The sequence below is a fragment of the Nocardiopsis listeri NBRC 13360 genome (genome assembly GCF_001570765.1).
GTDB lineage: Bacteria > Actinomycetota > Actinomycetes > Streptosporangiales > Streptosporangiaceae > Nocardiopsis > Nocardiopsis listeri.
Map to the genome: position 1 here is coordinate 12,643 of NZ_BCSH01000065.1, position 25,365 is coordinate 38,007.

A 25,365-nucleotide genomic window follows, 5' to 3' on the forward strand; every position below is an offset into this window, starting at 1 on the left:
TTCCCAGCCACAGAAAGAGCCGCAGCATGCAGCAGACCCGCCCGGACCTCGGTGCCGCCGCGTCCTACACCTTTCCCAAGCCCCAGCGCATCCGCGTCGGCAACGGCACGGTCGTCGCCGTCGACCTGCCCGGCCAGCGGTTGGCCTCGCTCCGCCTCATCCACCCGGCGGGCGGTGCGGTCGAACCCCTCGACGCCATGGGCGTCGGTGCCCTGACCAGCGAGGTCCTCGAAGACGGCCCCGACGGCAACAGCTCGCTGGCGCCCGCACTGGAGCGCTACGGCGCCGAGTGGATCTCCCGCGTCAACTGGGACGGTTTCATCACCGGCCTGGACGCGCCGACCAACCGCCTCGGCGAGGCCGTCCGCCTGTTCACCGACGCGGTGCGCCGCCCCGCGCTGAACCCCGACGACATCCTCCGACGCCGTGAGCAGCTCCTGGAGCGCTTCTGGCTGGAGGCCGCATCCGCGTCCACCCTGGCCATGCGCAGCCTCGGTGGGCAGCTGTTCAACGGTCGCTACGCGACCCCGCTGGCGGGTGGTCCGGTCAAGCTCGCCGACGTCACCCCCGAGCGGGTGGCCGCCTTCCACGCCGAGTCCCTCGCCTCGGTCGCCGGTACCCTCGTGGTCGTCGGTGACCTGGCCGGCGTCGACCTGGAGGAGCTGGGCCGCGGTGTCTTCGGTGACTCCGCCGCCACCCCCGAGCGCCTGATCACCGAGCCCGCGCCGCCGCCCGGCGAGCTGCCTCGGGTCCTCATCGTGGACCGCCCCGGGTCGGTACAGTCCGCCCTGGTCGTCGCGCACCGGGCCCCCTCGCGTTCGCAGGTGGACCTGCCCCGGGTGGAGGGCATCAGCGAGGTCCTGGGCGGAATGTTCACCTCCCGCCTCAACATGGAGCTGCGCGAGCGGTTGGGCTACACCTACGGCGCGGGCAGCCGCTTCGACCTGCGCCGCGACAGTGGTGTCTTCTTCATGAGCACCCAGGTGGAGGCGAGCACCACCGCGCACGCGGTCACCTCCACCTTCGAACAGGTCCGGAAGCTGCGCGAGGGCGGGGTCACCGAGGACGAGCTGACCGCCGTCCGTGAGTCCAACACGGTGGGGCTCCCGGTCGCCTTCTCCACCGCTCGCGCGGTCGCCGGCGCCTTGGTGGACATCGTCGTGCACGAGCTGCCCGACGACCACGTCGACCGGGTGCGGGCCGGCTATGAGAAGCTCACCCCGCAGGACCTGAACAGTGCCGCGGTCGAGTACCTCCACCCGGAGGAATCGGTCGTGGTGGTGGTCGGTGACGCCGACAGTCTCCGCGACCCCCTCACCAAGGCTGGGGTCGGTCCGGTCGAGGTGCGTTCCCCCGAGTCCCTCTGGAGCTGATCTCTGCGGGTTTCGTGCACGCGCAACGACGCGTGCACGAAACCCGCGTCCGGGTCAAGGCAGGACAAGGGAGATCCTCCTCACGGCATGTGTCGTGCCTGCTCGGACATAACGAAACCGAACCTATGTGTCACTCATCGGTTAACCGTAGGCGTGCTACCCGCGTCATGCTGGTATAACGAGTGATCCGTGCACCTACGTGGTGACAGCGACCGCAATGCTCCGCAGGAGGCCACCATGGCCGGTGAATGGACCCGTGGATAACCGTGTCCTCCCTAGAAAACCCCCACACGCAGCGGCCAGAGACGTCGCTCGATTCCGCGCGTCCGGACACGGCTGTGGATGAGCCCGTCGGTCGACTTCTCAAGGGTCGCTACCAGCTGACCTCCGAGATCGCCCGGGGCGGTGTGGGTACCGTCTGGCGCGCCACGGACCTCGTCATCAAGCGGGAGGTCGCGGTCAAGGAACTGCGGCTGCCCGCGGACCTGAGCCGTTCCGAGCGCGACTCCCTGTTGCAGCGCACCACCCGCGAGGCGCGGGTGGCCGGGCGCCTCACACACCCCAGCCTGGTCACGGTCCTGGACGTGGTGGACGAGGACGAGCGGCCGTGGATCGTCATGGAGCTGGTGGAGGCCTCCACCCTGGAGGAGATCATCCAGGTGGGCGGCCCCCTGCCCTACCAACGGGTCGCCGAGATCGGCCTCCAGCTCATCGACGCCCTACAGGTGGCGCACGGTGAGGGCATCGTCCACCGCGACGTCAAGCCCGAGAACGTGATGATCAGCGCCGCCGGTCGGGTGGTGCTCACCGACTTCGGTCTGGCCGCCTGGAACGGCGAGTCCGCGCTGAGCTCCTCGGGTCGCATCATCGGATCGCCCGCCTACATCCCGCCGGAGCGGGCCAAGGCCGGTCCCGTGGGCCCGGAGTCCGACCTGTGGTCGCTGGGCGCCACGTTGTACGCCGCGGTCGAGGGCTATCCGCCCTACGACCGCAAGGGCTACATCAAGATCCTGCGCCAGGAGCCCCTGCACGAGCCCAAGGAGGCCGCCAACGCCGGGCCGCTGGCCCCGGTGCTGGCCGGTCTGCTCAGGGTCGATCCGGCGGAGCGGCTGAGCGCGGAGAACGCCACCAAGATGCTGCGGATCGCCGCGCTCGCCCCGTGGTCGCCCGAGAACTCGGAGAAGGGCTCGGAGGGGTCGTCGACGGAGGACGACGTCGAGGAGCGCGAGTCGGCCCGTGAGCACTTCCGTGCGGGCGCGAGGGTGCTGGCCGAGTCCATCAGCGAGCGGCTGCACAACAGCCCCGAGGCGATGAACTCGATCATGGTGTCGATCCGTGAGTCCACCGACAACATGGGGCTGACCAGCCCGGGCAAGCACGCGGAGAAGAGCAGGCTCCCGGTGGCCGTCGGCGTGGGGCTGGGCGTGCTCGCTCTGCTCGCTCTGGTCATGTGGGCCCTGCTGGGCCTGTAGAGCCCTGGGCCGGTAGGGCCCCTGAAACGACGGAAACGACCCGACCAGAGCCGGGTCGTTTCCGAGTGGAGTGGGGCCGGCGGGATTCGAACCCGCACTGTACAGCACCTAAAGCTGCCGTCTCCTGCCGGTTGGACTACGGCCCCAACGAGGTAACTCTACCGGGATCGAGGGAGTGGACGGGAAACCGGGGGTACCGGTCGTCCGGTCTCTTGGTGACCGGACGACCGATCGCGGGTCAAAGGCCCAGTTCGCGCTTGATCCGGTCGACGTGGCCGGTGGCTTTCACGTTGTAGAAGGCCTTCTGCACCTTGCCGTCGGTACCGACGATGAAGGTGGAGCGGATGACGCCTTGGACGACGCGGCCGTAGTTCTTCTTCTCCCCGAAGGCCCCATAGGCGGTCAGGGTCTCCTTCTCGGGGTCACCGAGCAGGGTGAAGGTCAGGCTCTCCTGCTCCCGGAACCGTGCCAGCTTCTCGGCCTTGTCGGGGGAGACCCCCAGCACGGTGAAGCCGGCGTCGGCGAACTCGGTGATGTTGTCCCGGAAGTCGCACGCCTCGGTGGTGCATCCGGGGGTCATCGCGGCCGGGTAGAAGTACAGCACGACGCTCTTGCCGGTGTCGGCCAGGACCTTGCTCAGGGTGACGGGGTCGCCGTCGGCGTCGCTGAGGGTGAAGTCGGGGGCCTGGTCTCCGGGCTCCAGACGGATGGTCTCGCTCACGTGGTGTCTTCCTTCCGCTGCTGGTGGGCCGGGCGTGCCCGGCCCGTGTTCTGCACGCCTCACAGTACGAGATGCCCGGGTGGCCACGGAGTGCGGGTGGGGGACGCATCCGTGGTGGTGGTCGGGGGTGGTGTGCGTGCTTCGGTTGCGATTCCGGTTCGGTTCATCCGCATTGGGGGTGGCCGACGGTCTGATCACCTATTGTTGACCGAACGCTCTCGGTTGGCCTGTTCTGGACCTCATGCCGTAGCGTGCGCGGGTCGCCGGTGACCCGCCGGCATGTCCGGCGTCGCAGTCGGGCCGGAGCACATCCGTTTCTCTTTGGGAGTAGTTCGCGCCGATGTCCGGTTTCACACTCGACGAGGTCAGGGCCCGCACCCTCAAGGAGCGCGATTCCTGGTGGACCGTGTACCTGGTGGACCCGATCGCGGTCCGGCTGGTCCGCTTCTTCGCCAACCGCACCTCCATCACCCCGAACCAGCTGACGGTGGTCGCGCTCTTCCTCGGGCTGGGCGCCGCCGTGTGTTTCGCGTTCGGGTACTGGCCGCTGCTCATTCTGGGCGCCGCGCTGTACTACGTGTGCTTCCTCGTGGACTGCGTCGACGGCAAACTGGCCCGACTCACCGACACCGAGACGATCTTCGGGGCCTGGATGGACTACGTGTCCGACCGGTTCCGGGTGCTCGTGTGCGTGGTCGCGCTGATGGGCGGCCAGTACCGGGAGACCGGGCACGTGGCGTTCGTCTGGTTCGCGTTGGTCGTGGTCTTCCTGGACATGCTGCGCTACCTGAACGCCCTGCAGGTGTACAAGGTGCGGCGGGAGATGCGTTCGCACCTGGCGGCGGCGTTGGAGCGCGCTCGGGCGACCCTGTCGATGCTGGATCCCGCGGGCGACGACACGGGTGCGGCGACCGGTCGCGGTGGCCGCACGATGAGCGATGGTGGCGAGCAGGCGGTTCTGCGGCATGGCATCGGCGTGTTGGAGCAGATTCTGCGCAGCCAGAACGAGAGGGAGGCGCGCAACCAGCGCACGGCCGGCAAGCAGCCGGACCTGACCCTTCCCAAGGTCGACCTGCACCAGGAATTCCGGTCGCGTTTCCCCTGGTATCAGCGGTTCTGGGCGGCGTTGAACGCCCGCCGCATCCGCACCCACCTGGTGGGCGGCATCGAGTTCCAGGTGGCCGTCTTCGTGGTCGCGCCGGTGGCCACGGTTCTGTTCGGTCCGCCCGTGATCGGCTGGATCACGGCCTTTGTGGGCGTTTTGCTGCTCGCCTTCGAGATCGCCATCATCTATAAACTGTGGTTGTCCACGCGGGACTTCTTCCGTGTGGTCGACGGAATCGATGGCGCGCTGAGATTCTCCGGTCCGTCCGACGGCGCGGAGGAACAGGGCCGGGACACCGGCTCGGACTCGGGCTCTCAGACAATCGTGCGCTAGTGGAGAGAGGCACTCAATGACGGCAGGCGACACCGCACCGCGCCAGACCGCCGCCGAGGTCCAGGCCGAGATCGAGCGCGAGCAGCGCCGGTTGGCCGAGACCTTGGACGAACTCGGTGTGCAGGCTCGACCCGCCAACATCGCCCGACGCCAGGTCGACAAGGTCAAGGAACGCGGTACGCGACTCCTCGACGAGGCCCGTGCGCTGGTGGTCGGTGGCGGAGCGGTCCGGGTGGAGAGCCACCTGGTGCATCCCGAAGAGGGCAGCATCGTGGTCAAGGGCGACGACAAGGTGGTGACCACCTACCAGTCGCGCGGTCAGCTGCCTCCCGAGGCGCTGATCCTGGCGGCCGGGGTGGGCGCGGTCATCGCCGTGGGCGTGGTGGCCTGGGCGGTCCGCCGCAAGCGGAAGTAGGTTCCCGGCCCCCGAGAACGCTGGGACGGGGCCCGCGCGTAGGCCGCGCGGGCCCATCCCGTGTCCGGTGGAGCCCGTGCCTCACAGGAAGGTGCGTCCCTCGCCACGGTAGGTGGGGACCGAACCCTCGTAGGCGCCACTGTCGGAGTCGATCAGGTGCAGGGTGTCGAAGCGCTCGCACAGTTCGCCGGCCTTGGCGTGGCGCATCCAGACCCGATCGCCGACGGACAGACCACGAGCGGCCTCGCCGATCAGCGGGGTCTGCACCTCACCGGCACCCTCGGTCGCCGTGTAGGAAAGACCCTCGGGCAGGTACGGCACGGGCGGACGGTGCGCGTCGGTCGGCCCCGAGGCGGGATAGCCGCCGCCCAGGACGGTGACCACGCCGGGCGCGGGGCGTCGCACGACCGGCAACGCGAACAGCGCTGCGGGTCTGCCCTGGAATGACCGGTACTGGTCGAACAGGTGCGGTTGGTACAGACCCGAACCCGCGGCCAGCTCGGTCACGGCCTTCTCGCGTCCGGTGGTGTGCAGACTGCCGGTACCACCGCCGTTGACGAAGCGCAGCGGGGCCACGGCGCGGACCGCGCGGGTGATGGCGGCCCGGCGCCTGGCCAGTTCGATGGCGGAACGGCGCTGCACCACGCGCAGGATCCTCCCGTAGAGGGGCCTGCCGGGAGGCGCGTCGCCCAGCCCGGCGATCTGTCCCTCGTAGGCCATGACACCGTCGAGTTCCAGTTCGGGACGCGCGACCACGGCGCGGGCCAGCTCCCGGGCCTGTTCCGGGGTGCGGACGGGGGAGCGGTAGGAGCCGATCCGCAGGTTCGATCCCAGCGGCTGCCAACTGGTGTCGATGTCCAGGCACACGCGGATCCGGGGAGCGCCGGCGCCGTGGTCGGCAGCTCGGACGGCGGTGACTATGAGGTCCAGGTGCGCGGTGTCGTCGACCATCAGGGTGATGGCGCGGGCGGCGGCGCGGTCTTGGACGAGTTCGGCCAGGGCAGGGCGGTCCGCGGTGGGGTAGGCGACGAGGATGTCGTCGCTCAGGTGGGGATCGGCCCGGGCCAGCCAGAGGGCCTCGGGCAGGGTGAAGGCCATGATCCCGGCGTATCCGGGCAGTTCGAGGGTTCGGCGCAGGAGTTCGCGGCTGCGTACGGACTTGCTGGCGACGCGGATGGGGCGGCCGTGTGCGCGCCGCGTCAGGTCGGCGGCGTTGGCGCGGAAGGCGGCCAGGTCGACCATGGCGAAGGGTGCCTGGAGCTCCCGGGTGGCGGCCTCGTACTTCTCACGCGGGCTTGTCATGGAATCGAGCATGCCAGAACGTGAATCTCTTTCATATTGTCCGAGGGGGCCGATCTGCGGGCTCGTGCGTACCCGCAGGTGACATGGGATACGTCCGGAACGACCCCGAGGAGCGAAGGCCCTGGATATCCTGGATCGTCAGGCTGTTCGGCCGACGACCTTCGGGAGTGCTTTCTTCGATGAGCGAGCGTGAGTACGTTCTGACCCTGTCCTGTCCCGACAGCCGGGGCATCGTGGCGGGGGTGGCCAACCTTCTGTCCGACCACGGATGCAACATCACGGAGAGCCAGCAGTACGGTGACCACTACACCGGACGGTTCTTCCTGAGAATGCAGTTCATGGCCGAGGACGGCGGTTCGGGTGCCACTGGCGAGGACGTCCTGCGCGGTGCCTTCGCGGCCCTGTCCGGGGACTTCGGGCGAGGTGCGGACGGGGCGTTCGTCGAGTGGAGCCTGCAGGCCCGGGACGTGCGTCCGCGCATGATCGTGATGGTGTCCAAGTTCGGACACTGCCTCAACGACCTGCTCTACCGACAGCGCAGCGGCCTGCTCGACATCGACATCGCGGCGGTGGTCTCCAACCACCCGGACCTGGAGTTCCTCGCCGACTCCTACGGAGTGGACTTCCACCACCTGCCGGTGACCCCGCGGACCAAGGGCGAGCAGGAGCGCAGAATCCTGGAGCTGGTCGACTCCTACGACGTCGACCTGGTGGTGCTGGCCCGTTACATGCAGGTGCTCTCCGAGCAGCTGTGCGCGAAGATGTCCGGTCGCATCATCAACATCCACCACTCCTTCCTCCCGAGCTTCAAGGGTGCCCGCCCCTACCACCAGGCGCACTCGCGCGGTGTGAAGCTGATCGGTGCCACCGCCCACTACGTCACCGCCGACCTGGACGAGGGACCGATCATCGAGCAGGAGGTCTCCCGGGTCGATCACACCCACAGCCCGGAGCAGCTCACCGCGATCGGTAGCGACCTTGAGTCGGTGGCGTTGTCGCGGGCCGTGAACTGGCACGCCCAGCGGCGGGTTCTTCTCAACGGGGACAAGACGGTCATCTTCGACTGACCGGAGAATTGATTTTCGGACGCCAGGGGTACCGACCGGTACCCCTGGCGTTCTTCTTGCTCGGAACAGGGTTCCCTGGGCTGGGTTTGGGGCAAGGATGGTGAGACCATGACCCTCCCGACCTGCAAAGCATAGCTTTAAGTGTCTTGGTGGCTACGAAGAGTGCCTATATGGTGTGATGAGGTCGAATCACCGCGACCCCCGCACATCGGCGAGGTCGTGGCGTTTCGGTCCACACGCCCTGAGCCGTACGGGCTCAAACCAGGGGAGAAAAATGGGCAAGCACTTCGACGACGCGGTCGGCAAGGGCAAGGAGGCCGTCGGTAAGGCCACCGGCGACCACGGCACCGAGGCCGAGGGCAAGGTCGACCAGGCCAAGTCCGAGGCCAAGGACACCACGGACAAGCTCAAGGACAAGGCGGAGGACACCATCGGGTCCACGGGCGACAAGATCAAGAACGTCTTCAAACGCGACTAGCGCGTCTCGAACGAACGTTCAGAACGGTTTGCACACTGCGTAGGGGGACCAGTGTCGGACATGAAGACCCAGTCCACGGTGCCGAGCGCCCGCGAATCCGGCGGTAAGCGTGAGGGCGGCGGACAGGGACACACCCAGATCGCCGACGGTGTCGTAGCCAAGATCGCCGGCATGGCCGCGAGAGAGATCGGCGGAGTCCACGCCATGGGTGGTGGCACCGCACGCATGGTCGGAGCCGTGCGCGATGCCGTGAGCGGGGGAGGCGCCTCCGGAACGGTCGCGCAGGGTGTCTCGGTCGAGGTCGGTGAACGCCAGGCGGCCGTCGACATCGATCTCGTCGTCGAGTACGGCGCCGCCATCCAGGACCTGGCGGCCGCGGTGCGCCGCAACGTCACCAACGCGGTCGAGCGGATGACCGGGCTCGAGGTGACCGAGATCAACATCAAGGTGGACGACATCCACCTGCCGGAGGACGACTCCTCCGACAACGGCGACTCCGAGCCCAGGGTCCAGTAGCCATGGCCGGTGGCCGGACACCCGACCGGATCGCGCGGGAGATCGTCGAAGAACTGGTCCGTTTCCCCGACGTGGTCGAACCGTCCTCAGGGTCCTTCGGGACCCTGAGCACCGCCGCGCTGGGTGGCCGGATCAGCGGCGTCGCGGTGCGTGAGGATCACATCGAGGTCGGAGTGGTGGTCAGGTACGGGCGTCCGTTGCCGGAGATCGCCACCGAGATCCGTCGGGGCCTGACTCCGCTGGCCGGCGGCCGCGTCGTCCACGTGTCCGTGGAGGACGTGGTCGCCGGGTTGGGCGACGGAGTACGCGCGACCGGCTGAACACCGATCGAAAGGCAGGGCGTTTGATGAGAGGGGAAGCCATGTGGCCCATCGTTGGACTGTCCTACGGGACCGTACTGGGGCTGGCGGCGGCGTTCGGCGGGTTCCCCGCCTTCGCGCTGGTCCTGGTCTTGGGCCTGGTCGGATTCGTCGCCGGTCGGGCGATGGAGGGTGAACTCGACCTGGCCGAGATGTTCACGCGGCGTTCGGCCTAGACGGGGAGTGAACGTGGTCGGGGTGCGAAGCGACACGGTTCCTCAACACAAGGTGCCGGGCCCACGGAGCGAGTCGAGCGGCAGCCGGGCTCGCACGCGTGATCCCGGGGGGCGCGTCGACATCCCGGGATCCGTCATAGAGAAGGCCGCGAGCAAGGCCACCGGTGAGGTCTCCGGTGCCCGGGCCGCCCGTTCCCGGTCGGCCCGGGCGAGTGTGAGTGGAGAGGTGGTCCTGCTACGGCTTCGGGTCGACGTGGACTATCCACGATCGGTCACCCGGGTGGCCGGCGCCGTGCGCGAGCACGTCAAGGACCGGATCGAGCGGATCACCGGCAAACAGGTCCACCACATCGACATAGAGATCGCGGAGTTGGTGCGATGACCACCGTGGAAGAGGCGCTCGGCCGTCCGGCCCAGAGCGTGGACCGCCGAGCCAGGCGGGTCGCAGTCCACACCTTCCGGCCACGTCGTTCGTGGCCCGCGGTGATCACCGGGTTCTTGGTCCTGGCGGTGGCGGTGGTCGCCGCGGCCGAGGTCATCGCCGCGCTCGCGGGCAACCCGTTGCGGCTCTTCCCGGTGGGCGCGGCCACCGACTACGCGGCCACCACCACCTGGTCCGAGCCCTCGGTCCAGATCGCTTCGGCGGTGCTGGCGCTGATCGGGCTGGCGCTGATCGTGGTGGCGCTGGCCCCGGGACGGAGCCGATGGACCGCGCTGCGCACCGACGACCCCGCTCTCGTGGTGGGGCTTACCCGCCCGGCGCTGCGTCGCGCGGTGGCAGCCGCCGCCCAGGAGGTCAGTGGGGTCGACAACGCACACGTCACGGTGCGCGGCAACAGGCTTCGCGTCCACGTGCGCACCGGGATGCGCGATGCGGGCGACCTGCCCACCGAGGTGACCCGGTCAGTGGAGCGACGACTGCAGGAGCTGGCTCCGCTGCGCAGCATGCGGATCGTCACGAACGTTCGATACGCGGAAGGTTAGCGATGGCGCGCGACAGATACCGCAGGTCGGCCCGGGGTAATCGCCTGGGCCTGGTGATCGTCGGGACTTTGCTGCTCGCGGCCGGCGCGGCGGCCCTCGCGGCCGGGCAGGGACTCTTCGGTTCGGGGCCGGCCGGCGAACCCCTGCTGAGCGACACCGCCAGAGGGATCCTGGCCGGTCAGTGGGTCCCCTACGTGGCCGTGGCGGTGGCCTTCGTCGCCGGGTTCCTGGCCCTTCGCTGGTTGTTGGTGCAGGGCATGAACGACACGGTGAGCCGCCTGTATCTGGACCGAGGCGACGAGGGCAACGTGGAGATGTCGGAGAGCGCGGCCCGCGGCGCCCTCGAACAGGAGGTCGCCGAGTATCCAGGAGTGCGCCGGGCCAAGGCGCGCCTGACCGAGTCCGGCGAGGAACCACACCTGCGGTTGGCGCTCACCCTGGACGAGGACGCGGACGTGGCGCGGGTGTGGCACCGGGTTCGTGAGGAGGCGCTCGCCAACCTGAGGTCCTCGCTCGACCTGGAGAGCGTTCCGGCGGTCATCCGGATGTCGATGACGGCTCCGGCCAAGAACCCCCGTCGCGTCCTGGCCTGACCGGGCACGAAGGCCCGGGCCGGAAAAGGGCGGGTCTGGTGGCGAGCGGTGCTCGAGCCACCAGACCCGGGGTGACGACCGTGGACCGGCGAACGGGTGGAAGCGCTCGAGCCAGGCCCTTGGCCGTGCCCTCCGTACAACCCGCTTCGGCCCCGATCCATTCCCGCCGAGGTCGACGGACGCCGCCGGTCACGGATCGGGTATTGGAACGGGAACCCGGCCGGAGAACAGCATGGGAGCCAAGGTGTCGTGCAGTTCAGCGGTGGTCCTGCTGATTTCCGAGTGCAGACGGACCTTGTCGTCCAGTGCCTGGAGGGAGACCCCGATCGCACGCTGAGTGTGCAGAGGCGGTAGCGATGTGGGGAGTGAACCCAGGGTGTTCACCGTGATCGACTTGACCGTACTTCCAGAGATGTGTCTGTTGATCCAGTGCCCAACCGTGGGCAGAGTGAGGTAATGCACCAGGTAGGTCGGGTCCACACGGTCGGAAGGACGGATCCGAATCAGTTGGGTACTGTACATCCACCCTGATTGTTCGGGAATGACGAGGGCGAACCGACCGAGTGTCCCGGTTCTCGTGCCGACGACATCTCCCGGTTCGAGCCGATACCGTCGTAGCCGCTCAGCGGTGGAGACCGCCAAGTGGACCAGACCGGAGTCCGATACCCGCCGGTCCAAGATGTTCCCGGGCCTGACCAACGGAGTACCTTCTTCGAGGAACTCCCGGGAGGGCAGGCTCGCCCCGGAGGGGCCCGCCTGGAGCTCGCACACCTCGTCCAAGCGGTACTCGCCCCAGCCCTTGGCTCCCGATTCGCTCAGGGAATCCACCGCTGAACCTCCCGCAACAGTCGACTGGCCCGGGCATCGATACCGGGGACCTCGGATTCGAGTGAACGCAGTCGCCGCAGGAGCGAGTCGAGCGTGTCCATCTGCGCCGCCGGGTTCTCCTTTCGGGCGCCGCCGGTCACGTAGGACGGAGGGTGAAGTGAGTACTGTGCGTCGCGGATCTCCTGGATCGTGGCGATGTGGCTGATACCGGAGGCGTCGGGTTGGGCTTTGTCGGCCTTGCCGTCACGCCATGCGCGGTGTGTACGGCGGATTAGCTCGCCATCCTCTTTTCGGAGGACCCGCTGTGTACGTGAGGCCATCTGGCCGAGTCCGCTCGCGTCGATGAACAGGACGTCCTCGGGCCTCCCGGTGGGAGCCCTCAACATCCACAGGGTCACGGGGATGGAGGTCTCATGGAAAAGACGATCGGGCAAGGCGATGACGCATTCCACGGCACCGTCCTCGACCATTCCGGACCTGATGGCCACCTCTTTGGCGTTAGTGGAGCGTGAAGCGCTGTTGGCCATCAACACCCCTGCCCTTCCTGTTGGCGATAGACGCTCGATAGCGTGTTGGAGCCAGGCGAAGTTGGCGTTTTCTTTGGGAGGCGTACCGTATCGGAAGGTCGTTTTGGGCTCTTCGTCCTGGAGGGGCGGTGACACCATGTTGAAGGGTGGGTTGGCCAGTACGAGGTCCGCACTATCGCTGCCGGCGTCATGATCCCAGGGAAAACCGGAGTGGCTGAATTCGGCGTCTGTCCCGTGGAGCAACATGTTCATTCTGGCGAAACCGAGGCCCCGCTCGCTCAATCCGATGCCGCTCACACGGGGGGCCTTCGGTGGGCTGAGTTCCGACTGCGCTCGGACGATCGCCCTTAGGAATTCGCCGGTCCGGCAGTGCGGGTCGTACACACTGTCCAAGGGTTCATCAGCCGCGAGAAGGTCGACCATCGTGCGTACCACGGACGACGGTGTGCGGAGTCCCCCGTAGCGGCGGTCTCCGCTCTTCTCCAAAAAGGAAAGGAGGTAGTCAAAGGCAGCCGTCATCACGTCCCGGTCTCCGCTTTGGACATCGATCGCGTCGATCCTGGAAACGGCTGCGGCGAAGGCGTCAGGACCCAGTGTTCGCAAGGAGTCCGAGACGAAGGAGGGGAGGAAACGGTCGAAGTCTGTCGCGAACACGGTCCCGTCGACGGTGCCCTTACCGGTCCGCTCACACAGGAGGTTCCACTGGTGACCGGACCGGGAGCGGAGAAAGATGAGCGTTCCGATCAGAAGCGCGGCCTCTTCCGTCCTGCACGTTCCTCGAAGGTCGTCCAGTGCGTGGAAGACGGCCTTCTCGACGTCGCCGACATCGGTGGGGGCCCCGCGCGGGGCGTTCTGGTCGCGTTCGAGTACTTCGGATTCCGCATTGGCGCGGACCCGGTTTGCGTAGGTGGTACCGACCGGCTCGTGCGGGTGGCGGGCGTTCACCGGGATGAGACGCGAGGACAACCAACCGATGACCCGGTCGAGGTCGAACAGCTCCCTTTCCACGTCTGCGGGATCGGGGAAATCAGGTCCCCGCTTGCGCCAGTTGGTGACCGCGGCCCGGCTGACCTCGGCGTACCTGGCGAGTTGCGCGCGTGATACGAGTTCTGGGCTGCTCTTGTCCACGGTGGTTCTCCTCAGCCACTCGGCGGAAGGTCGTTCCAGCGCATCCGTTCCTTGACCAGGAGTATCTCGGGAACCCGGTCCTGATGCCTGATACCGCCGGCCGCCTCCGGGTTGATCCAGGACAGGACACGGTAGATCGTGCTGTGATCCGCTTCCAGATGGCGGTGATGGATGGGCTCATGGTGCATGATCCGGTTGCGGAAGGTGCGCAGGTAGTCCAGTTCCTTGCGTAGGTCTTCTCGAGGACCGCCATAGAAGGAAAAGGCGCGGTGCAGGGCCGTTCGCCAGAGGCTACGGTCATACCGGGCGACCAACAGGAAGGACCAGAACCCGAAGGAGAGTTCGGTGACGATGTCGTCCGGAGTCGCTTGGGAGCCTCGCCGAAGACAGGTGTCCCTTGCCTGGTCGACGAGCTGGGAGCCCTTGTGATGGAGCCGGGTCGCGTGCCACCAGTCCGCTCGCTCGAAGTGGTCGGACAACCGGTCGTGCATGGAGTTGCGCAGCGCCAGTTCGAGGACGTGCAAAGGGTGGTAGAAGGCAGCGGAGACAGCGACGTTCCAGTTGTACAGGTTGGCCGCTCTGGTGGTGTCTCCGTCGCAGTTGGCGATGTAGGGAGCCAGGCGCGGGCGAGAGTAGACGGTGTACATCCACTCGGGCATGTCGTCGCTCAAGAGGACCTTCTTCCAACTCGGCCGGGGGCGGAGGGTGTTTGTTCCGAGTTCCACGTGGTATCGTCGGGAAGGTAAGCCCCGGGCCGCCTCTGCTCAGCACGCCACCCGGGGCACAGCTTTTTCCAGGGTGGACCTCGCCCGATCCCCGACGGCCGTTTCCTTACGAACGCTGCCGCGTGCACCACTTTTCAAGAACGACGGTACACATGGCGGACGTCTAGTGCAAGCGCACTGGAGTGCGCGTTTCTGTTAACACTCCCCGAGTGGTCGTCCTCAGCACTCGATGACGTTGACGGCGAGGCCGCCGCGGCTGGTCTCCTTGTACTTGTCGTGCATGTCACGGCCGGTGTCGCGCATGGTCTTGATGACCTTGTCCAGGCTCACGAAGTGGCTGCCGTCGCCGCGCAGGGCCATACGGGTGGCACTGATGGCCTTGACCGAGGCCAGGGCGTTGCGTTCGATGCACGGAATCTGGACCAGGCCGCCGATCGGGTCGCAGGTCAGGCCCAGGTTGTGCTCCATGGCGATCTCCGCGGCGTTCTCCACCTGGGCCGGGGAACCGCCCAGGACCTCGGCCAGGCCCGCGGCCGCCATCGAGGACGCCGAACCCACCTCGCCCTGACAACCCACCTCGGCACCGGAGATCGACGCGTTCTGCTTGAACAGTATGCCGATGGCCGCCGCGGTCAGCAGGAACCGCACCACGCCCTCGTCGCCCGCGCCCGGGCTGAAATGCAGGTAGTAGTGCAGGACCGCGGGCACGATGCCGGCCGCACCGTTGGTCGGGGCCGTCACCACCCGCCCGCCCGCCGCGTTCTCCTCGTTGACCGCGAGCGCGTACAGACTGATCCAGTCGCTGCCGCGCATGGGGTCCGGATCGACGTGGGTGGGCGCGAGCAGGCCACTCTCGTCACAGTTGCCGCCCAGTTGGCGGTAGAGGCGGTGCGCCCGACGGGGCACCTTCAGGCCGCCGGGCAGACTGCCCTCGGTCATCACGCCGCGCCGCACGCACTGGCGCATCACGGCCCAGGTCTCCAGGAGCTCGGAACGGATCTGCTCGGGGGTGCGCCCGAACGCCTGCTCGTTGGCGAACACAAGGGCACTGATCGACATGCCGGTCTGTTCGCACAGCTCCAGCAGCTCCTCGGCGGAGGAGAAGGGGTAGGGCAGTTCGGTGTCGTCGGCCTTGATCCGGTCCGCTCCCGCGGCCCGCTCGTCCACGACGAACCCGCCGCCCACGGAGTAGTACACCTTGGCGGCCAACTCCACCCCGACGGAGTCCAGGGCCACGAACCGCATCCCGTTCGGGTGGTCGGGCAGGCTCTCCTTGCGGCGGAAGTCCACGTCCACGGCCGGGTCGAAGGAGACCTTCGGGCCGTCCGGGCCGCCCAGACGAAGGGTCCGGGATACGCGGACCTCTTCGACGAGCAGGGGGACCGCGTCCACGTCCACCCCCTCGGGTGTGTGCCCCATCAGCCCCAAGATCACGGCGGTGTCGCTGCCGTGCCCCTTGCCGGTGAGCGCCAGGGAGCCGTACAGCTCGGCCCGCACGTGCGCGACCCGGTCGAGTGGACCGTCATCGGCCAACCTCGACACGAAGGTCGTCGCGGCCTTCATCGGGCCGACGGTGTGCGAACTGGAGGGTCCGATACCGATCTTGAACAGGTCGAAGGTGCTGATGGCCATGGCTGTCCTCCTCGTTGAGCACAGGGTTCGGGCCGTGGGGAACGACGCCGTGCGGACCCGGCCGGGCCCGCACGGCGGAAACGCCGCTACAGGTTCGGATAGAGCGGTCGCTTGGCGGCCAGGGCGTCGACCCGCGCGCGCAGGGCGGCGATGTCCCGCTCCGGCTTGAGGGTCTCGGCGATGACGTCGGCGACCTCGCGGAAGTCGTCCTCGTCGAAGCCACGAGTGGCCAGGGCCGGGGTACCGACCCGAAGGCCCGAGGTGACCATCGGCGGACGCGGGTCGTTGGGCACCGCGTTGCGGTTGACCGTGATGCCGACCTCGTGCAGCAGGTCCTCGGCCTCCTGGCCGTTGATCGGCGAGTCCACCAGGTCCACCAGGACGAGGTGGACGTCGGTGCCACCGGTGAGGACCTTGACGCCCGCCTCGGTCGTGTCCGGTCGGGTCAGGCGCTCGGCGAGGATGCGGGCACCGGCGACGGTGCGACGCTGACGCTCGGCGAACTCCTCGCTCGCGGCGACCTTGAACGAGACCGCCTTGGCCGCGATCACGTGCTCCAGCGGACCGCCCTGCATACCGGGGAACACCGCGGAGTTGATCTTCTTGGCCAGTTCGGCCTTGGTCATGATCATGCCGCCGCGCGGACCACCCAGGGTCTTGTGCGTGGTGGTGGTGACCACGTCGGCGAACGGCACCGGGTTGGGGTGCAGCCCGGCCGCGACCAGACCGGCGAAGTGCGCCATGTCGACCATGAGCAGGGCGTCGACCTCGTCGGCGATCTTGCGGAACCGCTCGAAGTCCAGCTGACGCGGGTAGGCGGACCAGCCCGCGACGATCATCTTCGGACGGTGTTCCTTGGCGAGGGCGGCGACCTCGTCGTAGTCGACGGTGCCGTCCTCGTCGCGCACGTGGTAGGCCACCGCGTTGAGGATCTTGCCGGAGTAGTTGATCCGCATGCCATGGGTGAGGTGACCACCGTGGGCCAGGTCCAGACCCAGGATGGTGTCGCCCGGCTTGAGCAGGGCGAAGTACACCGCGGTGTTGGCCTGGGCGCCCGAGTGCGGCTGCACGTTGACGTGCTCGGCGCCGAAGAGTTCCTTGGCGCGGTCGATGGCGAGCTGCTCGATCACGTCGACGTGCTCACAGCCACCGTAGTAGCGGCGGCCCGGGTAGCCCTCGGCGTACTTGTTGGTCAGGACCGTGCCCTGGGCCTCCAGAACCGCCTGGGGGGCGAAGTTCTCCGAGGCGATCATCTCGAGGGTGTCGCGCTGTCGGCCCAGTTCGGCGTCGACCGCCGCGGCGACCTCGGGGTCCAGCTCGCTCAGGGTCTGGTTGAGCAGGTTGTCGCTGGTCATATTCAGTTCTCGCCTTCGATCAGCTTGGTGTACTCCGCGGCGGAGAGCAGGTCCGTGGGTTCCTCGGACACCCGGACCTTGAACAGCCAACCGCTCTCGTAGGGGTCGGAGTTGATCGTCTCGGGTGCCTCTTCGAGGGTCTCGTTGATCTCGGTGACCTCACCGTTGACCGGCGAGAAGATCTCGCTGACGGACTTGGTGGACTCGACCTCGCCGGCCGGGTCGTCCGTGTTGACCTCTTCCCCGACGGCGGGGGCCTCGACGAAGACGATGTCGCCCAGTGACTCGGCCGCGAACGCGGTGATGCCGACGGTGGCCACCCCGTCCTTGATCACGACCCACTCGTGTTTGGCGGTATAACCCAGCTCCGTGGGAACGCTCACTTCAACTCTCCTTGGAGATGCTCGTCCTTTGTGTGCCGTGCGCCCGTCGGACGCGCCGGCCCGACCCGACCTACGCCTGGTCACGCCCCGACCGTTCCGGTCCCTCGTGGGGATCCGGATGGTGGCGCGTGCAGGTCCTGCGGGGGTCCGAAGGGGACCCCGCTCCTACGACTTCCGTTGGTAGAACGGAAGTTCGACCACGTCGACCTCCTCGCCACGGCCACGCACGTCGACGGTGAACGTGCCGGTCGTGGTGTCGAGGTCGCCGTCCACGTAGGCCATGGCGATGGGGCGGCCCAGGGTGGGGGAGGGGGCGCCACTGGTGATGGTTCCGACTACGGCGCCGTCGCGCAGGACGTCCTGACCCTTGCGCAGCGGGCGGCGGCCGCGGGCGACGAACCCGATCAGGCGCCGGGCACGCGCGGTGCGCGATGCCTCCTCAAGGGCGGCGCGGCCCACGAAGTCGCCCTTCTCGAACTTGACCACGCGGCCCAGTCCGGCGTCGAAGGGGGTGAGCTCGGCGGTGAGTTCCTGGCCGTAGAGCGGCATCCCGGCCTCCAGGCGCAGGGTGTCGCGGGCCGACAACCCGGCGGGGACCAGCCCGTGCTCGGCGCCGGCGTCCATGAGGGCGGCCCAGATCTCGGGTGCCTTGTCGGAGGGCTTGATGAAGATCTCGAAGCCGTCCTCGCCGGTGTAGCCGGTGCGGGCCAGGAGTACGGGGACCCCGGCGACGCTGTACGAGTAGCCGGCGAAGTAGCGGATCTCGTCCAGGTTCGCGTCGGTGAGCGGGGCGAGGATCTCGACGGCCTTGGGACCCTGTAGGGCGATGAGGGAGTAGTCCGCGGACTCGTCGACGACCTCGACGGCGAATCCGACGGCGCGTTCGGCCAGGGCGGAGGCGACCACCGGGACGTTGACCGCGTTGGCCACGACGAGGAACTCCTCCTCGTCCAGGCGGTACACGATGAGGTCGTCGAGGACGCCGCCGTCCTCTGCGGTGAGCATGGTGTAGCGGGCGCGGCCGACCTTCAGCTTGGACAGGTGGCCGGCCAGTGCGTTGTCGAGGGCCTGGGCCGCCTGCGGGCCGCTCAGACGGATCTCGCCCATGTGGGAGAGATCGAAGAGTCCGGCGGCCTCGCGGACCGCGGTGTGTTCGGCGGTCTCGCTGCCGTAGCGCAGCGGCATGAGCCAGCCGGCGAAGTCGACGAGGGTGGCCCCGGCCTCTTCGTGGGTCTTGCGCAACGCCGTCAGGCGGGGCGTGGCGGTGGACTCTGACATGGGCACTCCCGAGAGGATGGGCGTCGATCGTTGCGTTGAGGCGTTGCCATCCTCCCCCTCTGTCATGGGTGCCTGAGAGCTTCGCCACGCACGCGGTGTGGCTTGCACCTTCGGCGAGGGTACGTCGTCCCTGCTTTCCAGAGTGGTCTCGCCCGTACGGTCCGTGTGCCTGAGAGGTTGTCTGTGGGGAGGGATTGCTCCTTCGGCGGCCCGCGTTGGTTACGTGGGCGCTCTCCCGTACGGGGTCAGCAACGGGTTCAGCCTAGCAGCGGCGACACAGGGCGCCCAAGAGCGGCCGACGGGTTGTGGACGACCCTTCGGAAGCCGGGGACCGGAACGGGATCATGGCCTAGCTTGGGATCGGACGTTTCCTCGAACACCGCTGGAGGAGCCGAGTGCGTATCGACACCGCCACCATCCGTTCTCCCAGGACGGCCCGCTTCGCCCTGGCCGCCACCGGTTCCGTTCTCACCCTTGTGGCGGGCATCGCGTGCTCGGGTGGTGAGGCCGAACCCGAGGTGGACCGGCCCGACCGACCCGGCCAGAGCGGTACCCCGATCGCTTTCGGTGACCTGGAGGCGGTGGAGCGCCCCGAGCTCGCCTCGCTGCTGGATGAGGCGGGGACGGAGGGCACCTTCGTGCTCCACGACGTGCGTGAGGCCTCCGTGGTCGTGGTGGACGCCGAGCAGGCCCGCGAACGGGCGGTCCCGGCCTCCACCTTCAAGCTCCCGAACACGCTCATCGCCCTGGAGACGGGGGTGGTGTCCGACCTCGACGAGGTGGTCTCCGACGGGGGCGAGGACGAGCTGAGTCTGCGCGAATCCCTGCCCACCCCCGACGTGTCGTTGCACCAGGAGGTCGCCGAACGCATCGGCTACGACCGGATGTCCACCTGGGTGGACCGGTTCGACTACGGCAACCGCAAGGTGGGCGAGGACGGCGAACTGGACCGGTTCTGGGTGGACGGTCCGCTGGAGATCACGGCGGTGGAGCAGACCACGTTCCTGGCGGCGCTGGTCCGCGCCGACCTGCCGGTGGAGGTGGGGCACCAGGAGGCCCTGCGGGAGATGCTGGAGATCGAACGCGGTGACGACTACGCCCTGTACGGGCGGACCGGTCTCGGCGCGGAGGCCGATCCGGTGCCGGGCTGGTGGGTCGGTTGGGTGGAGAACGGGGACGACCTGCACACGTTCGCGTTGCGTCTGGACATGGACGAGGACACCGACCCCGAACTGCGCGAGTCGCTGGGACGCGACTTCCTGGTGGAACTCGACGTGCTCCCGCCGAGCGCCGCGGGCGCCTGAACAGGCCCGGACCGGAACCTCACCCTCATCGACGGAACCGGCGCGGAAGCGCTGCCCTTCGCCGGCCCACCGACGAGGGCGGCCCCTGGAAACGCGGAAAAGGGGCTCGACACCGAACGGATCCGTGTGTCGAGCCCCTCCACGTCGTGGGGTCGAGGGTCAGACGGCGTTCTTGCGGCGCCGACGCACGGCCTCGGCGAGGTTGGTCAGCACACCCTCGGTGGTCTCCCAGCCCATGCACTTGTCGGTGATGGACTGGCCGTAGGTCAGCGCGGCCGGGTCCCCGAGCTTCTGGGCACCCTCCTCGATGAAGCTCTCCAACATCACGCCGATGATCCCCTTCTGGCCTTCGGCGACCTGGTCGGCGATCTCCTGGGCCACACCGACCTGACGGACGTGGTCCTTGCCGCTGTTGGCGTGGCTGGCGTCGATCATCAGCCGCTGCGGCAGACCGGCCTGGCCGATGACCTCCAGGGCGGAGCCCACCGAGGCCGCGTCGTGGTTGGGGCCGCTGCGTCCGCCGCGCAGGATGACGTGGCAGTCCGGGTTGCCCTGGGTCTCCACGACCGAACCGGCACCACTGGGGTCCACACCGAAGAAGGTGTGCGAGGCGGCGGCCGCGCCCACGGCGTCCACGGCGACCTGCACGTCACCGTCGGTGCCGTTCTTGAACCCGACCGGGGTGCTCAGGCCGCTGCTCAGCTGACGGTGCACCTGACTCTCGGTGGTGCGGGCGCCGATGGCACCCCAGGACACCACGTCGGCGATGTACTGCGGGGTGATCGGGTCGAGGAACTCGGTCCCGGCGGGCAGCCCCAGCGCGTTGATGTCCAACAGGAGCTTGCGGGCGGTGCGCAGACCACGGTGCACGTCGTAGGTGTCGTCCAGGCCCGGGTCGTTGATCAGACCCTTCCACCCCACGGTCGTGCGGGGTTTCTCGAAGTACACGCGCATGACCACGCATAGATCCGCGCTGATCGACGGCACCAGCTCGGCCAGGCGGTTCGCGTAGTCCATGGCGGACTCGGTGTCGTGCACCGAACACGGGCCGACGACGACCAGTAGACGGTCGTCCTCCCCGTCCAGGACACGCTTGACCTCGGCGCGCGAGCTCTCGACCAGGGCGGTACTCGCGTCGCCGAGCGGAAGTTCCGCGAGCAGGTCCCGGGGCGCGATGAGCGGCTTGTAACTCGCCACCCGTGTGTCATTGGTGCTCGTCATCGTTTCCCTGTTCCCGTCCGATCGTTTCGTTGCGGTGCTGAAACCGTAGCGCGGCACATCGGTGCCGGCACGGTGACGTGAGTTGTTCCACCGGATCGCGGGGATGGGAAAGGACACATTTGCGCAATTGCCCGGACTTCGTCTCATGGTTTGAGACGAAAAGGCGCGGTCGCGGTTATTCGGGACCCGGCGGGCGAGGAGGGATCATTCCTTCAACCCGGGGAGGTCCTCCTCCCAGAACTCACGCGGGTTGCGTGTGCCGTCGGTGACCGTGCCGCGTTCGGCCTCCGCCCGGCGCAGGTGCACCCGTCGAATCTTACCCGAGTGGGTCTTGGGCAGGTCTGCGAACTCCAGGTGGCGGACCCTCTTGTGCGGGGAGAGTCGATCGCGCGCGTACTGCAGGATGGCCCGCGCGCTCTCGGAGTCGGGCGCCACCCCGTCGACCGTGGTCACGTACGCCTTGACCACCGCCAGTCGCAGCGGATCGGGGGAGGGGACCACGGCCACCTCCGCCACGTATTCGTGTTCGACCAGAACGCTTTCCAGTTCGAATGGTGAGATGCGGTAATCCGACGCCTTGAACACGTCATCGATTCGGCCGATATAGGTAATGTGACCGTGAGAATCCACCGAGGCGATGTCCCCGGTGCGGTACCGGTCCGCGCGGGTGCTGCGGCGGGTGCGTTCGGGATCGTCGGAGTAGCCGCGCATCGCGCCCACCGGGGCGTTGCCCAGGTCCACACGGATCTCGCCGGTGTCGGAGGGTTCCTCGGTGACAGGGTCGATGATCGAGATGTCGTATCCGGGCAGCGCGCGGCCCATGGAACCGATGACCACCGGCTGTCCGGGGCCGTTGCCGATGAGCATGGTCGTCTCGGTCTGCCCGAACCCGTCGCGCACGGTGATGCCCCATGCCTCCTGGAAGTGGCGGATCACCTCGGGATCGAGCGGTTCCCCCGTGGCCACGGCCTCGCGCAGGTCCACCCGATACGCCCCGGGGGTGGCCCGGGCCAGCATCCGCCACACCGTGGGCGGAGCGCACAGGGTGTCCACCCCGAGGTGCGCCAGCGCGTCGAGGAACCTCTCGGGATCGAACTTGGTCTGCTTGACCACGAGCACGGTCGCCTCGGCGTTCCACGGGCCGAAGAAGCCACCGAAGGCGTGTTTGGCCCACCCGGGCGCGGACACGTTGAGGTGGATGTCCCCCGGCCGCACCCCCTGCCAGTACATGGTGGACAGGTGCCCGATGGGATAGGAACTCTGAGTGTGGGTGACCGGCTTGGGCGCGGTGGCGGTTCCCGAGGTGAAGTACATCAGCAGGGGATCGTCCGGGGCGGTCGGTCTGGGCTGTTGGAACTCCAGCCCGGCGTGTTCGGAGTCGGGGTAGCTGAGCCAGCCCTCCATGTAGCCCACGCAGATCCGCGTCCAGTGACCTCTCAACGGGTCGAACAGTTCGGTTTCGGTGGGAGAGCAGACCACGTGCGAGATCTCGCCTCGGTCCAGTCGATCCACCAGGTCGCCCTCCGAGAGTGTCGGTGAGGTGGGACAGACCACCGCGCCCAGTTTGATCGCGGCCAGCGTGATCTCCCACAGTTCGACCTGGTCGCCCAAGGCCACCATGATCCGGTCACCGGAGTGGACGCCCTGTGAAAGCAGCCAGTTCGCGACCTGGTCGGAGCGTTCGGACAACCGCCGGTAGGTGTGGCGGGTCTCGGTGCCGTCCTCCTCCACCAGCCACAACGCCGTCCGATCCGGTCGGGTCGTCGCCACGTGGTCGAAGTGATCGAGCGCCCAGTTGAAGTGTTCGGGCCGGGGCCAGACGAACTCGCGGCGGACGGTCTCCTGGTCCTCCCGGTCCTCCTGACGTTGCAAGAGCAGGTCCCGTGCGGCACGGAACTCCCGCGCGCCCTCGGACATCCCTTTCGACATCGAAGACCTCCGATTCGGGTCCGGCGCGCGCCGCGCGCCGTCCACGGGCCGCCACCGCCGTGTGGACGGTGGGTCGGGGTGTGCCCCTGAGGTTCTACCCGCGACGGCCCCCGGTGACGCCCGCAGGGCCGCCTGGAACCGCACCGACGCGGGCTTTGTGTCGTGGGACGCCCCCTCTAAGGTGGTGGACCATGGAGGAGCTACACGGGCACCACGCGATCTGGCGTTTCGACGAGGAGCGGGTACGAGTCGGTTTCGGGACCGGGCGCAAGGTTCCACAACTGTTCAAGGCGCTGGGACACTGCACGGTGCCACTCGCCGCGGTGCGCGAAGTGGAGTTCGACCCGGGCGACCGCAAACGAGGGTGGCGATTGCGGATGCGCCTGGCGGACGGGGCCGACCCCTACACCGACCTGGACACCACGGGGGTCGCGTCCACCCCGCTGTTGCTGACCGGAGCGCACGAGAAGGAACTGGTCGCCGAGTACTTCTCCGAACAACTCTCCGCCTCCGCCCGCTTCGCCCGCGAGATGACACAGGAACCGCAGGACCCCGCCGCGGTCGCTCGGGCGCTGGTGGCCCGGCCACCCCTACAGGTGCGCACCGCCGAGGGCTCCGCCTCCTTCGACGGAGAACGGGTGCGGTTGCAGTGGGACGGGTGGATGACCAGTACCCCCAAGGAACGAGAACAGTTCCGCGAGTACCGACTCTCCGAGATCGACCGCGTCCACTGGACCCCGCAGGTCGACTTCGGTGAGGGTTTCCTGCGGGTGGTCCTGCGCGGAGTGACCCTGACCGAGACCTCCGACCTGGAGAACGACTTCTTCACCCTGGTCTCGCACGGGGCCAAGGGCAGCGACGAGACCCTCCTCATGGCGGCCACCGTCAACAGCCACACCGTGTCGGTGGAGGAACCCGCCGCGCTCGAGGCCGCCGGCGGCGACGGCGACGCGATCTTCGCGAAGATCCGTGAGCTCGGTCGCCTGCACGCCGAGGGGTTGCTGACGGAGGACGAGTTCAGCACCAAGAAGGCGGAACTACTGGACCGGCTCTGATCCCGGTCCGGCCCCGCCACAGTCACGAAAGGCCAAGCCTTGCGCACCTTGTATCCGTCGATCGAACCGTACGACTCCGGGATGCTCGAAGTGGGCGACGGTAACCGCGTCTACTGGGAACTGAGCGGCAACCCCACGGGCAAGCCGGTGGTGTTCCTGCACGGTGGCCCGGGCGGCGGCTGCAACCCCGACCACCGCAGGCTCTTCGACCCGGAGAAGTACCGGATCCTGCTTTTCGACCAGCGCAACTGCGGACGTTCCACACCGCACGCCAGTGGCATGGACGTGGACCTGTCCACCAACACCACCTGGGCGTTGGTCGAGGACATCGAACGACTGCGCGAGATGGTCGGAGTGGACGCCTGGCAGGTCTTCGGTGGTTCCTGGGGCAGCTGCCTGGCCCTGGCCTACGCCCAGACGCACCCGGAGCGGGTCACCGAGCTGATCGTGCGCGGCATCTTCACCCTGCGCGACCAGGAGATCCGCTGGTTCTACCAGGAGGGTGCCTCCAACCTGTTCCCGGACCTGTGGGAGTCCTACCTGGCCCCCATTCCGGAGGAGGAACGCGACGACCTCGTCGCCGCCTACGCGCGCCGCCTGGCCTCCCCGGATCGTGAGGCGCGCCTGGAGGCCGCCCGCGCGTGGAGCGTGTGGGAGGGTTCGACGATCACGCTGCTGCCGAACCCGTCGCTGCGTGAGAACTACGCCGACGAGGACTACGCGCTGGCGTTCGCCCGGATCGAGAACCACTACTTCCACAACAAGGGTTTCCTCACGCCCGGACAGCTCATCGAGGGAGCCGAGCGCATTCGGCACATCCCCGGTGTCATCGTCCAGGGCCGGTACGACGTGTGCACCCCGATGCGCACCGCCTGGGACCTGCACCGCGCCTGGCCGGAGGCGGAGTTCCACGTCGTCGACGACGCCGGGCACGCGGTCAGCGAGCCGGGCATCCTCGACCGTCTCATCGAGGCCACCGACCGGTTCGCCCGGTAGCGGTGCCGGCGGCTCCGTGGAGAAGGCCCGGGCCCCGTCGGGGGCCGGGCCTTTCCGCTGGATGAGGGATTCCAGGGGGCCGGTGTAGGGGGTGGGTGGTGGCTGGTGGG

Annotated in this window: 26 protein-coding genes, 1 tRNA gene and 1 riboswitch; of the genes, 15 read left to right on the forward strand and 12 right to left on the reverse strand. The window is 68.1% G+C overall.

What is annotated here, in order from left to right:
- Positions 1-26: 26 nt before the first annotated feature.
- Positions 27-1,373 (forward strand): M16 family metallopeptidase, encoded by a 1,347-nt coding sequence (locus NLI01S_RS19345; RefSeq protein WP_067606635.1) that lies wholly within the window; start codon positions 27-29, stop codon positions 1,371-1,373.
- 338 nt (positions 1,374-1,711) lie between these two features.
- The gene (locus NLI01S_RS19350) at positions 1,712-2,845 is read left to right on the forward strand and encodes a serine/threonine-protein kinase (protein ID WP_067606637.1); all 1,134 of its coding nucleotides are present in this window, start codon (positions 1,712-1,714) and stop codon (positions 2,843-2,845) included.
- Between the two features lie 71 nt (positions 2,846-2,916).
- On the opposite strand, the gene NLI01S_RS19355 is transcribed toward NLI01S_RS19350, so the two are convergent.
- A tRNA-Leu gene (locus NLI01S_RS19355) sits at positions 2,917-2,991 on the reverse strand.
- Positions 2,992-3,083: 92 nt separating this feature from the next.
- Positions 3,084-3,566: a thioredoxin-dependent thiol peroxidase gene (gene bcp, locus NLI01S_RS19360; protein ID WP_067606639.1), complete on the reverse strand. Its 483-nt coding sequence runs from the start codon at positions 3,564-3,566 to the stop codon at positions 3,084-3,086.
- Between the two features lie 340 nt (positions 3,567-3,906).
- Between bcp and NLI01S_RS19365 the strand changes: the two genes are divergently transcribed.
- Positions 3,907-5,004, forward strand: coding sequence for a CDP-alcohol phosphatidyltransferase family protein (locus NLI01S_RS19365; protein WP_067606642.1), 1,098 nt, complete (start codon positions 3,907-3,909; stop codon positions 5,002-5,004).
- A 16-nt stretch (positions 5,005-5,020) separates the two neighbouring features.
- Positions 5,021-5,419, forward strand: coding sequence for a DUF3618 domain-containing protein (locus NLI01S_RS19370; protein ID WP_067606644.1), 399 nt, complete (start codon positions 5,021-5,023; stop codon positions 5,417-5,419).
- 81 nt (positions 5,420-5,500) lie between these two features.
- Here NLI01S_RS19370 and NLI01S_RS19375 read toward each other — a convergent pair whose 3' ends face one another.
- Positions 5,501-6,721, reverse strand: a complete 1,221-nt coding sequence (locus NLI01S_RS19375) for an amino acid deaminase/aldolase (protein WP_067606685.1) — start codon at positions 6,719-6,721, stop codon at positions 5,501-5,503.
- 179 nt (positions 6,722-6,900) lie between these two features.
- Between NLI01S_RS19375 and purU the strand changes: the two genes are divergently transcribed.
- The 8 genes from purU to amaP all read left to right on the forward strand — a co-directional run bounded on the left by purU (position 6,901) and on the right by amaP (position 10,894).
- A complete protein-coding gene (gene purU, locus NLI01S_RS19380) occupies positions 6,901-7,788 on the forward strand; it encodes a formyltetrahydrofolate deformylase (RefSeq protein WP_067606646.1) in 888 nt (295 codons plus the stop codon).
- A 274-nt stretch (positions 7,789-8,062) separates the two neighbouring features.
- Entirely contained in the window at positions 8,063-8,266 is a 204-nt protein-coding gene (locus tag NLI01S_RS19385; RefSeq protein ID WP_067606648.1) for a CsbD family protein, read from the forward strand.
- A gap of 60 nt (positions 8,267-8,326) precedes the next feature.
- Positions 8,327-8,782 carry an Asp23/Gls24 family envelope stress response protein gene (locus NLI01S_RS19390; RefSeq protein WP_190318528.1) on the forward strand — a complete coding sequence of 152 codons (456 nt, stop codon included), beginning with the start codon at positions 8,327-8,329 and terminating at the stop codon, positions 8,780-8,782.
- Positions 8,783-8,784: 2 nt separating this feature from the next.
- Positions 8,785-9,102 carry a hypothetical protein gene (locus NLI01S_RS19395; RefSeq protein ID WP_067606652.1) on the forward strand — a complete coding sequence of 106 codons (318 nt, stop codon included), beginning with the start codon at positions 8,785-8,787 and terminating at the stop codon, positions 9,100-9,102.
- A 41-nt stretch (positions 9,103-9,143) separates the two neighbouring features.
- On the forward strand, positions 9,144-9,317 hold the full coding sequence (locus NLI01S_RS26095) for a hypothetical protein (protein ID WP_190318529.1): 174 nt from the start codon (positions 9,144-9,146) through the stop codon (positions 9,315-9,317).
- Positions 9,318-9,330: 13 nt separating this feature from the next.
- Positions 9,331-9,699: a hypothetical protein gene (locus NLI01S_RS19400; protein WP_190318530.1), complete on the forward strand. Its 369-nt coding sequence runs from the start codon at positions 9,331-9,333 to the stop codon at positions 9,697-9,699.
- Positions 9,696-10,301, forward strand: coding sequence for a DUF6286 domain-containing protein (locus tag NLI01S_RS19405; protein WP_067606656.1), 606 nt, complete (start codon positions 9,696-9,698; stop codon positions 10,299-10,301). Before NLI01S_RS19400 ends, NLI01S_RS19405 begins: the two co-directional genes overlap by 4 nt.
- 2 nt (positions 10,302-10,303) lie before the next feature.
- Positions 10,304-10,894, forward strand: coding sequence for an alkaline shock response membrane anchor protein AmaP (gene amaP / locus NLI01S_RS19410; protein WP_067606658.1), 591 nt, complete (start codon positions 10,304-10,306; stop codon positions 10,892-10,894).
- A 189-nt stretch (positions 10,895-11,083) separates the two neighbouring features.
- On the opposite strand, the gene NLI01S_RS19415 is transcribed toward amaP, so the two are convergent.
- The 7 genes from NLI01S_RS19415 to gcvT all read right to left on the reverse strand — a co-directional run bounded on the left by NLI01S_RS19415 (position 11,084) and on the right by gcvT (position 18,750).
- Positions 11,084-11,722, reverse strand: a complete 639-nt coding sequence (locus NLI01S_RS19415; protein ID WP_067606660.1) for a restriction endonuclease subunit S — start codon at positions 11,720-11,722, stop codon at positions 11,084-11,086.
- Positions 11,710-13,215: an N-6 DNA methylase gene (locus tag NLI01S_RS19420; RefSeq protein WP_157091078.1), complete on the reverse strand. Its 1,506-nt coding sequence runs from the start codon at positions 13,213-13,215 to the stop codon at positions 11,710-11,712. Before NLI01S_RS19420 ends, NLI01S_RS19415 begins: the two co-directional genes overlap by 13 nt.
- A gap of 173 nt (positions 13,216-13,388) precedes the next feature.
- Positions 13,389-14,048: a hypothetical protein gene (locus NLI01S_RS19425; RefSeq protein ID WP_067606664.1), complete on the reverse strand. Its 660-nt coding sequence runs from the start codon at positions 14,046-14,048 to the stop codon at positions 13,389-13,391.
- A 273-nt stretch (positions 14,049-14,321) separates the two neighbouring features.
- The gene (locus NLI01S_RS19430) at positions 14,322-15,734 is read right to left on the reverse strand and encodes an L-serine ammonia-lyase (protein ID WP_067606666.1); all 1,413 of its coding nucleotides are present in this window, start codon (positions 15,732-15,734) and stop codon (positions 14,322-14,324) included.
- A gap of 86 nt (positions 15,735-15,820) precedes the next feature.
- A complete protein-coding gene (gene glyA, locus NLI01S_RS19435) occupies positions 15,821-17,089 on the reverse strand; it encodes a serine hydroxymethyltransferase (RefSeq protein WP_067606668.1) in 1,269 nt (422 codons plus the stop codon).
- Positions 17,090-17,091: 2 nt separating this feature from the next.
- Positions 17,092-17,472, reverse strand: coding sequence for a glycine cleavage system protein GcvH (gene gcvH, locus NLI01S_RS19440; protein WP_067606670.1), 381 nt, complete (start codon positions 17,470-17,472; stop codon positions 17,092-17,094).
- A gap of 165 nt (positions 17,473-17,637) precedes the next feature.
- Entirely contained in the window at positions 17,638-18,750 is a 1,113-nt protein-coding gene (gene gcvT, locus NLI01S_RS19445; RefSeq protein WP_067606672.1) for a glycine cleavage system aminomethyltransferase GcvT, read from the reverse strand.
- Between the two features lie 147 nt (positions 18,751-18,897).
- Positions 18,898-18,998: riboswitch (glycine riboswitch) on the reverse strand.
- Positions 18,999-19,145: 147 nt separating this feature from the next.
- On the opposite strand from gcvT, the gene NLI01S_RS19450 reads away from it, so the two are divergent.
- Positions 19,146-20,054, forward strand: coding sequence for a penicillin-binding transpeptidase domain-containing protein (locus NLI01S_RS19450; protein ID WP_067606674.1), 909 nt, complete (start codon positions 19,146-19,148; stop codon positions 20,052-20,054).
- 159 nt (positions 20,055-20,213) lie between these two features.
- Here the strand turns inward: NLI01S_RS19450 and NLI01S_RS19455 are convergent, their stop codons facing one another.
- Together NLI01S_RS19455 and NLI01S_RS19460 are read right to left on the reverse strand one after the other, a co-directional pair.
- Entirely contained in the window at positions 20,214-21,275 is a 1,062-nt protein-coding gene (locus tag NLI01S_RS19455; RefSeq protein WP_067606676.1) for a 3-deoxy-7-phosphoheptulonate synthase, read from the reverse strand.
- 204 nt (positions 21,276-21,479) lie between these two features.
- Positions 21,480-23,204 (reverse strand): AMP-binding protein, encoded by a 1,725-nt coding sequence (locus NLI01S_RS19460; protein WP_067606678.1) that lies wholly within the window; start codon positions 23,202-23,204, stop codon positions 21,480-21,482.
- Positions 23,205-23,395: 191 nt separating this feature from the next.
- On the opposite strand from NLI01S_RS19460, the gene NLI01S_RS19465 reads away from it, so the two are divergent.
- Both NLI01S_RS19465 and pip read left to right on the forward strand, forming a co-directional pair.
- On the forward strand, positions 23,396-24,259 hold the full coding sequence (locus NLI01S_RS19465) for a DUF4429 domain-containing protein (RefSeq protein ID WP_067606680.1): 864 nt from the start codon (positions 23,396-23,398) through the stop codon (positions 24,257-24,259).
- Positions 24,260-24,298: 39 nt separating this feature from the next.
- Entirely contained in the window at positions 24,299-25,255 is a 957-nt protein-coding gene (gene pip / locus NLI01S_RS19470) for a prolyl aminopeptidase (RefSeq protein WP_067606681.1), read from the forward strand.
- Positions 25,256-25,365 lie beyond the last annotated feature (110 nt).

Excerpts from the sequence above, each read along its gene's own strand:
- NLI01S_RS19370 (WP_067606644.1), top strand. The coding sequence starts at position 5,021 with ATGACGGCAGGCGACACCGCACCGCGCCAGACCGCCGCCGAGGTCCAG.
- NLI01S_RS19405 (WP_067606656.1), top strand. The coding sequence starts at position 9,696 with ATGACCACCGTGGAAGAGGCGCTCGGCCGTCCGGCCCAGAGCGTGGAC.
- purU (WP_067606646.1), top strand. The coding sequence starts at position 6,901 with ATGAGCGAGCGTGAGTACGTTCTGACCCTGTCCTGTCCCGACAGCCGG.
- NLI01S_RS26095 (WP_190318529.1), top strand. The coding sequence starts at position 9,144 with ATGTGGCCCATCGTTGGACTGTCCTACGGGACCGTACTGGGGCTGGCG.
- NLI01S_RS19345 (WP_067606635.1), top strand. The coding sequence starts at position 27 with ATGCAGCAGACCCGCCCGGACCTCGGTGCCGCCGCGTCCTACACCTTT.
- NLI01S_RS19390 (WP_190318528.1), top strand. The coding sequence starts at position 8,327 with ATGAAGACCCAGTCCACGGTGCCGAGCGCCCGCGAATCCGGCGGTAAG.
- gcvT (WP_067606672.1), bottom strand. The coding sequence starts at position 18,750 with ATGTCAGAGTCCACCGCCACGCCCCGCCTGACGGCGTTGCGCAAGACC.
- NLI01S_RS19465 (WP_067606680.1), top strand. The coding sequence starts at position 23,396 with ATGGAGGAGCTACACGGGCACCACGCGATCTGGCGTTTCGACGAGGAG.
- NLI01S_RS19460 (WP_067606678.1), bottom strand. The coding sequence starts at position 23,204 with ATGTCGAAAGGGATGTCCGAGGGCGCGCGGGAGTTCCGTGCCGCACGG.
- NLI01S_RS19430 (WP_067606666.1), bottom strand. The coding sequence starts at position 15,734 with ATGGCCATCAGCACCTTCGACCTGTTCAAGATCGGTATCGGACCCTCC.
- glyA (WP_067606668.1), bottom strand. The coding sequence starts at position 17,089 with ATGACCAGCGACAACCTGCTCAACCAGACCCTGAGCGAGCTGGACCCC.
- NLI01S_RS19455 (WP_067606676.1), bottom strand. The coding sequence starts at position 21,275 with ATGACGAGCACCAATGACACACGGGTGGCGAGTTACAAGCCGCTCATC.
- NLI01S_RS19365 (WP_067606642.1), top strand. The coding sequence starts at position 3,907 with ATGTCCGGTTTCACACTCGACGAGGTCAGGGCCCGCACCCTCAAGGAG.
- NLI01S_RS19385 (WP_067606648.1), top strand. The coding sequence starts at position 8,063 with ATGGGCAAGCACTTCGACGACGCGGTCGGCAAGGGCAAGGAGGCCGTC.
- NLI01S_RS19375 (WP_067606685.1), bottom strand. The coding sequence starts at position 6,721 with ATGACAAGCCCGCGTGAGAAGTACGAGGCCGCCACCCGGGAGCTCCAG.
- NLI01S_RS19395 (WP_067606652.1), top strand. The coding sequence starts at position 8,785 with ATGGCCGGTGGCCGGACACCCGACCGGATCGCGCGGGAGATCGTCGAA.
- amaP (WP_067606658.1), top strand. The coding sequence starts at position 10,304 with ATGGCGCGCGACAGATACCGCAGGTCGGCCCGGGGTAATCGCCTGGGC.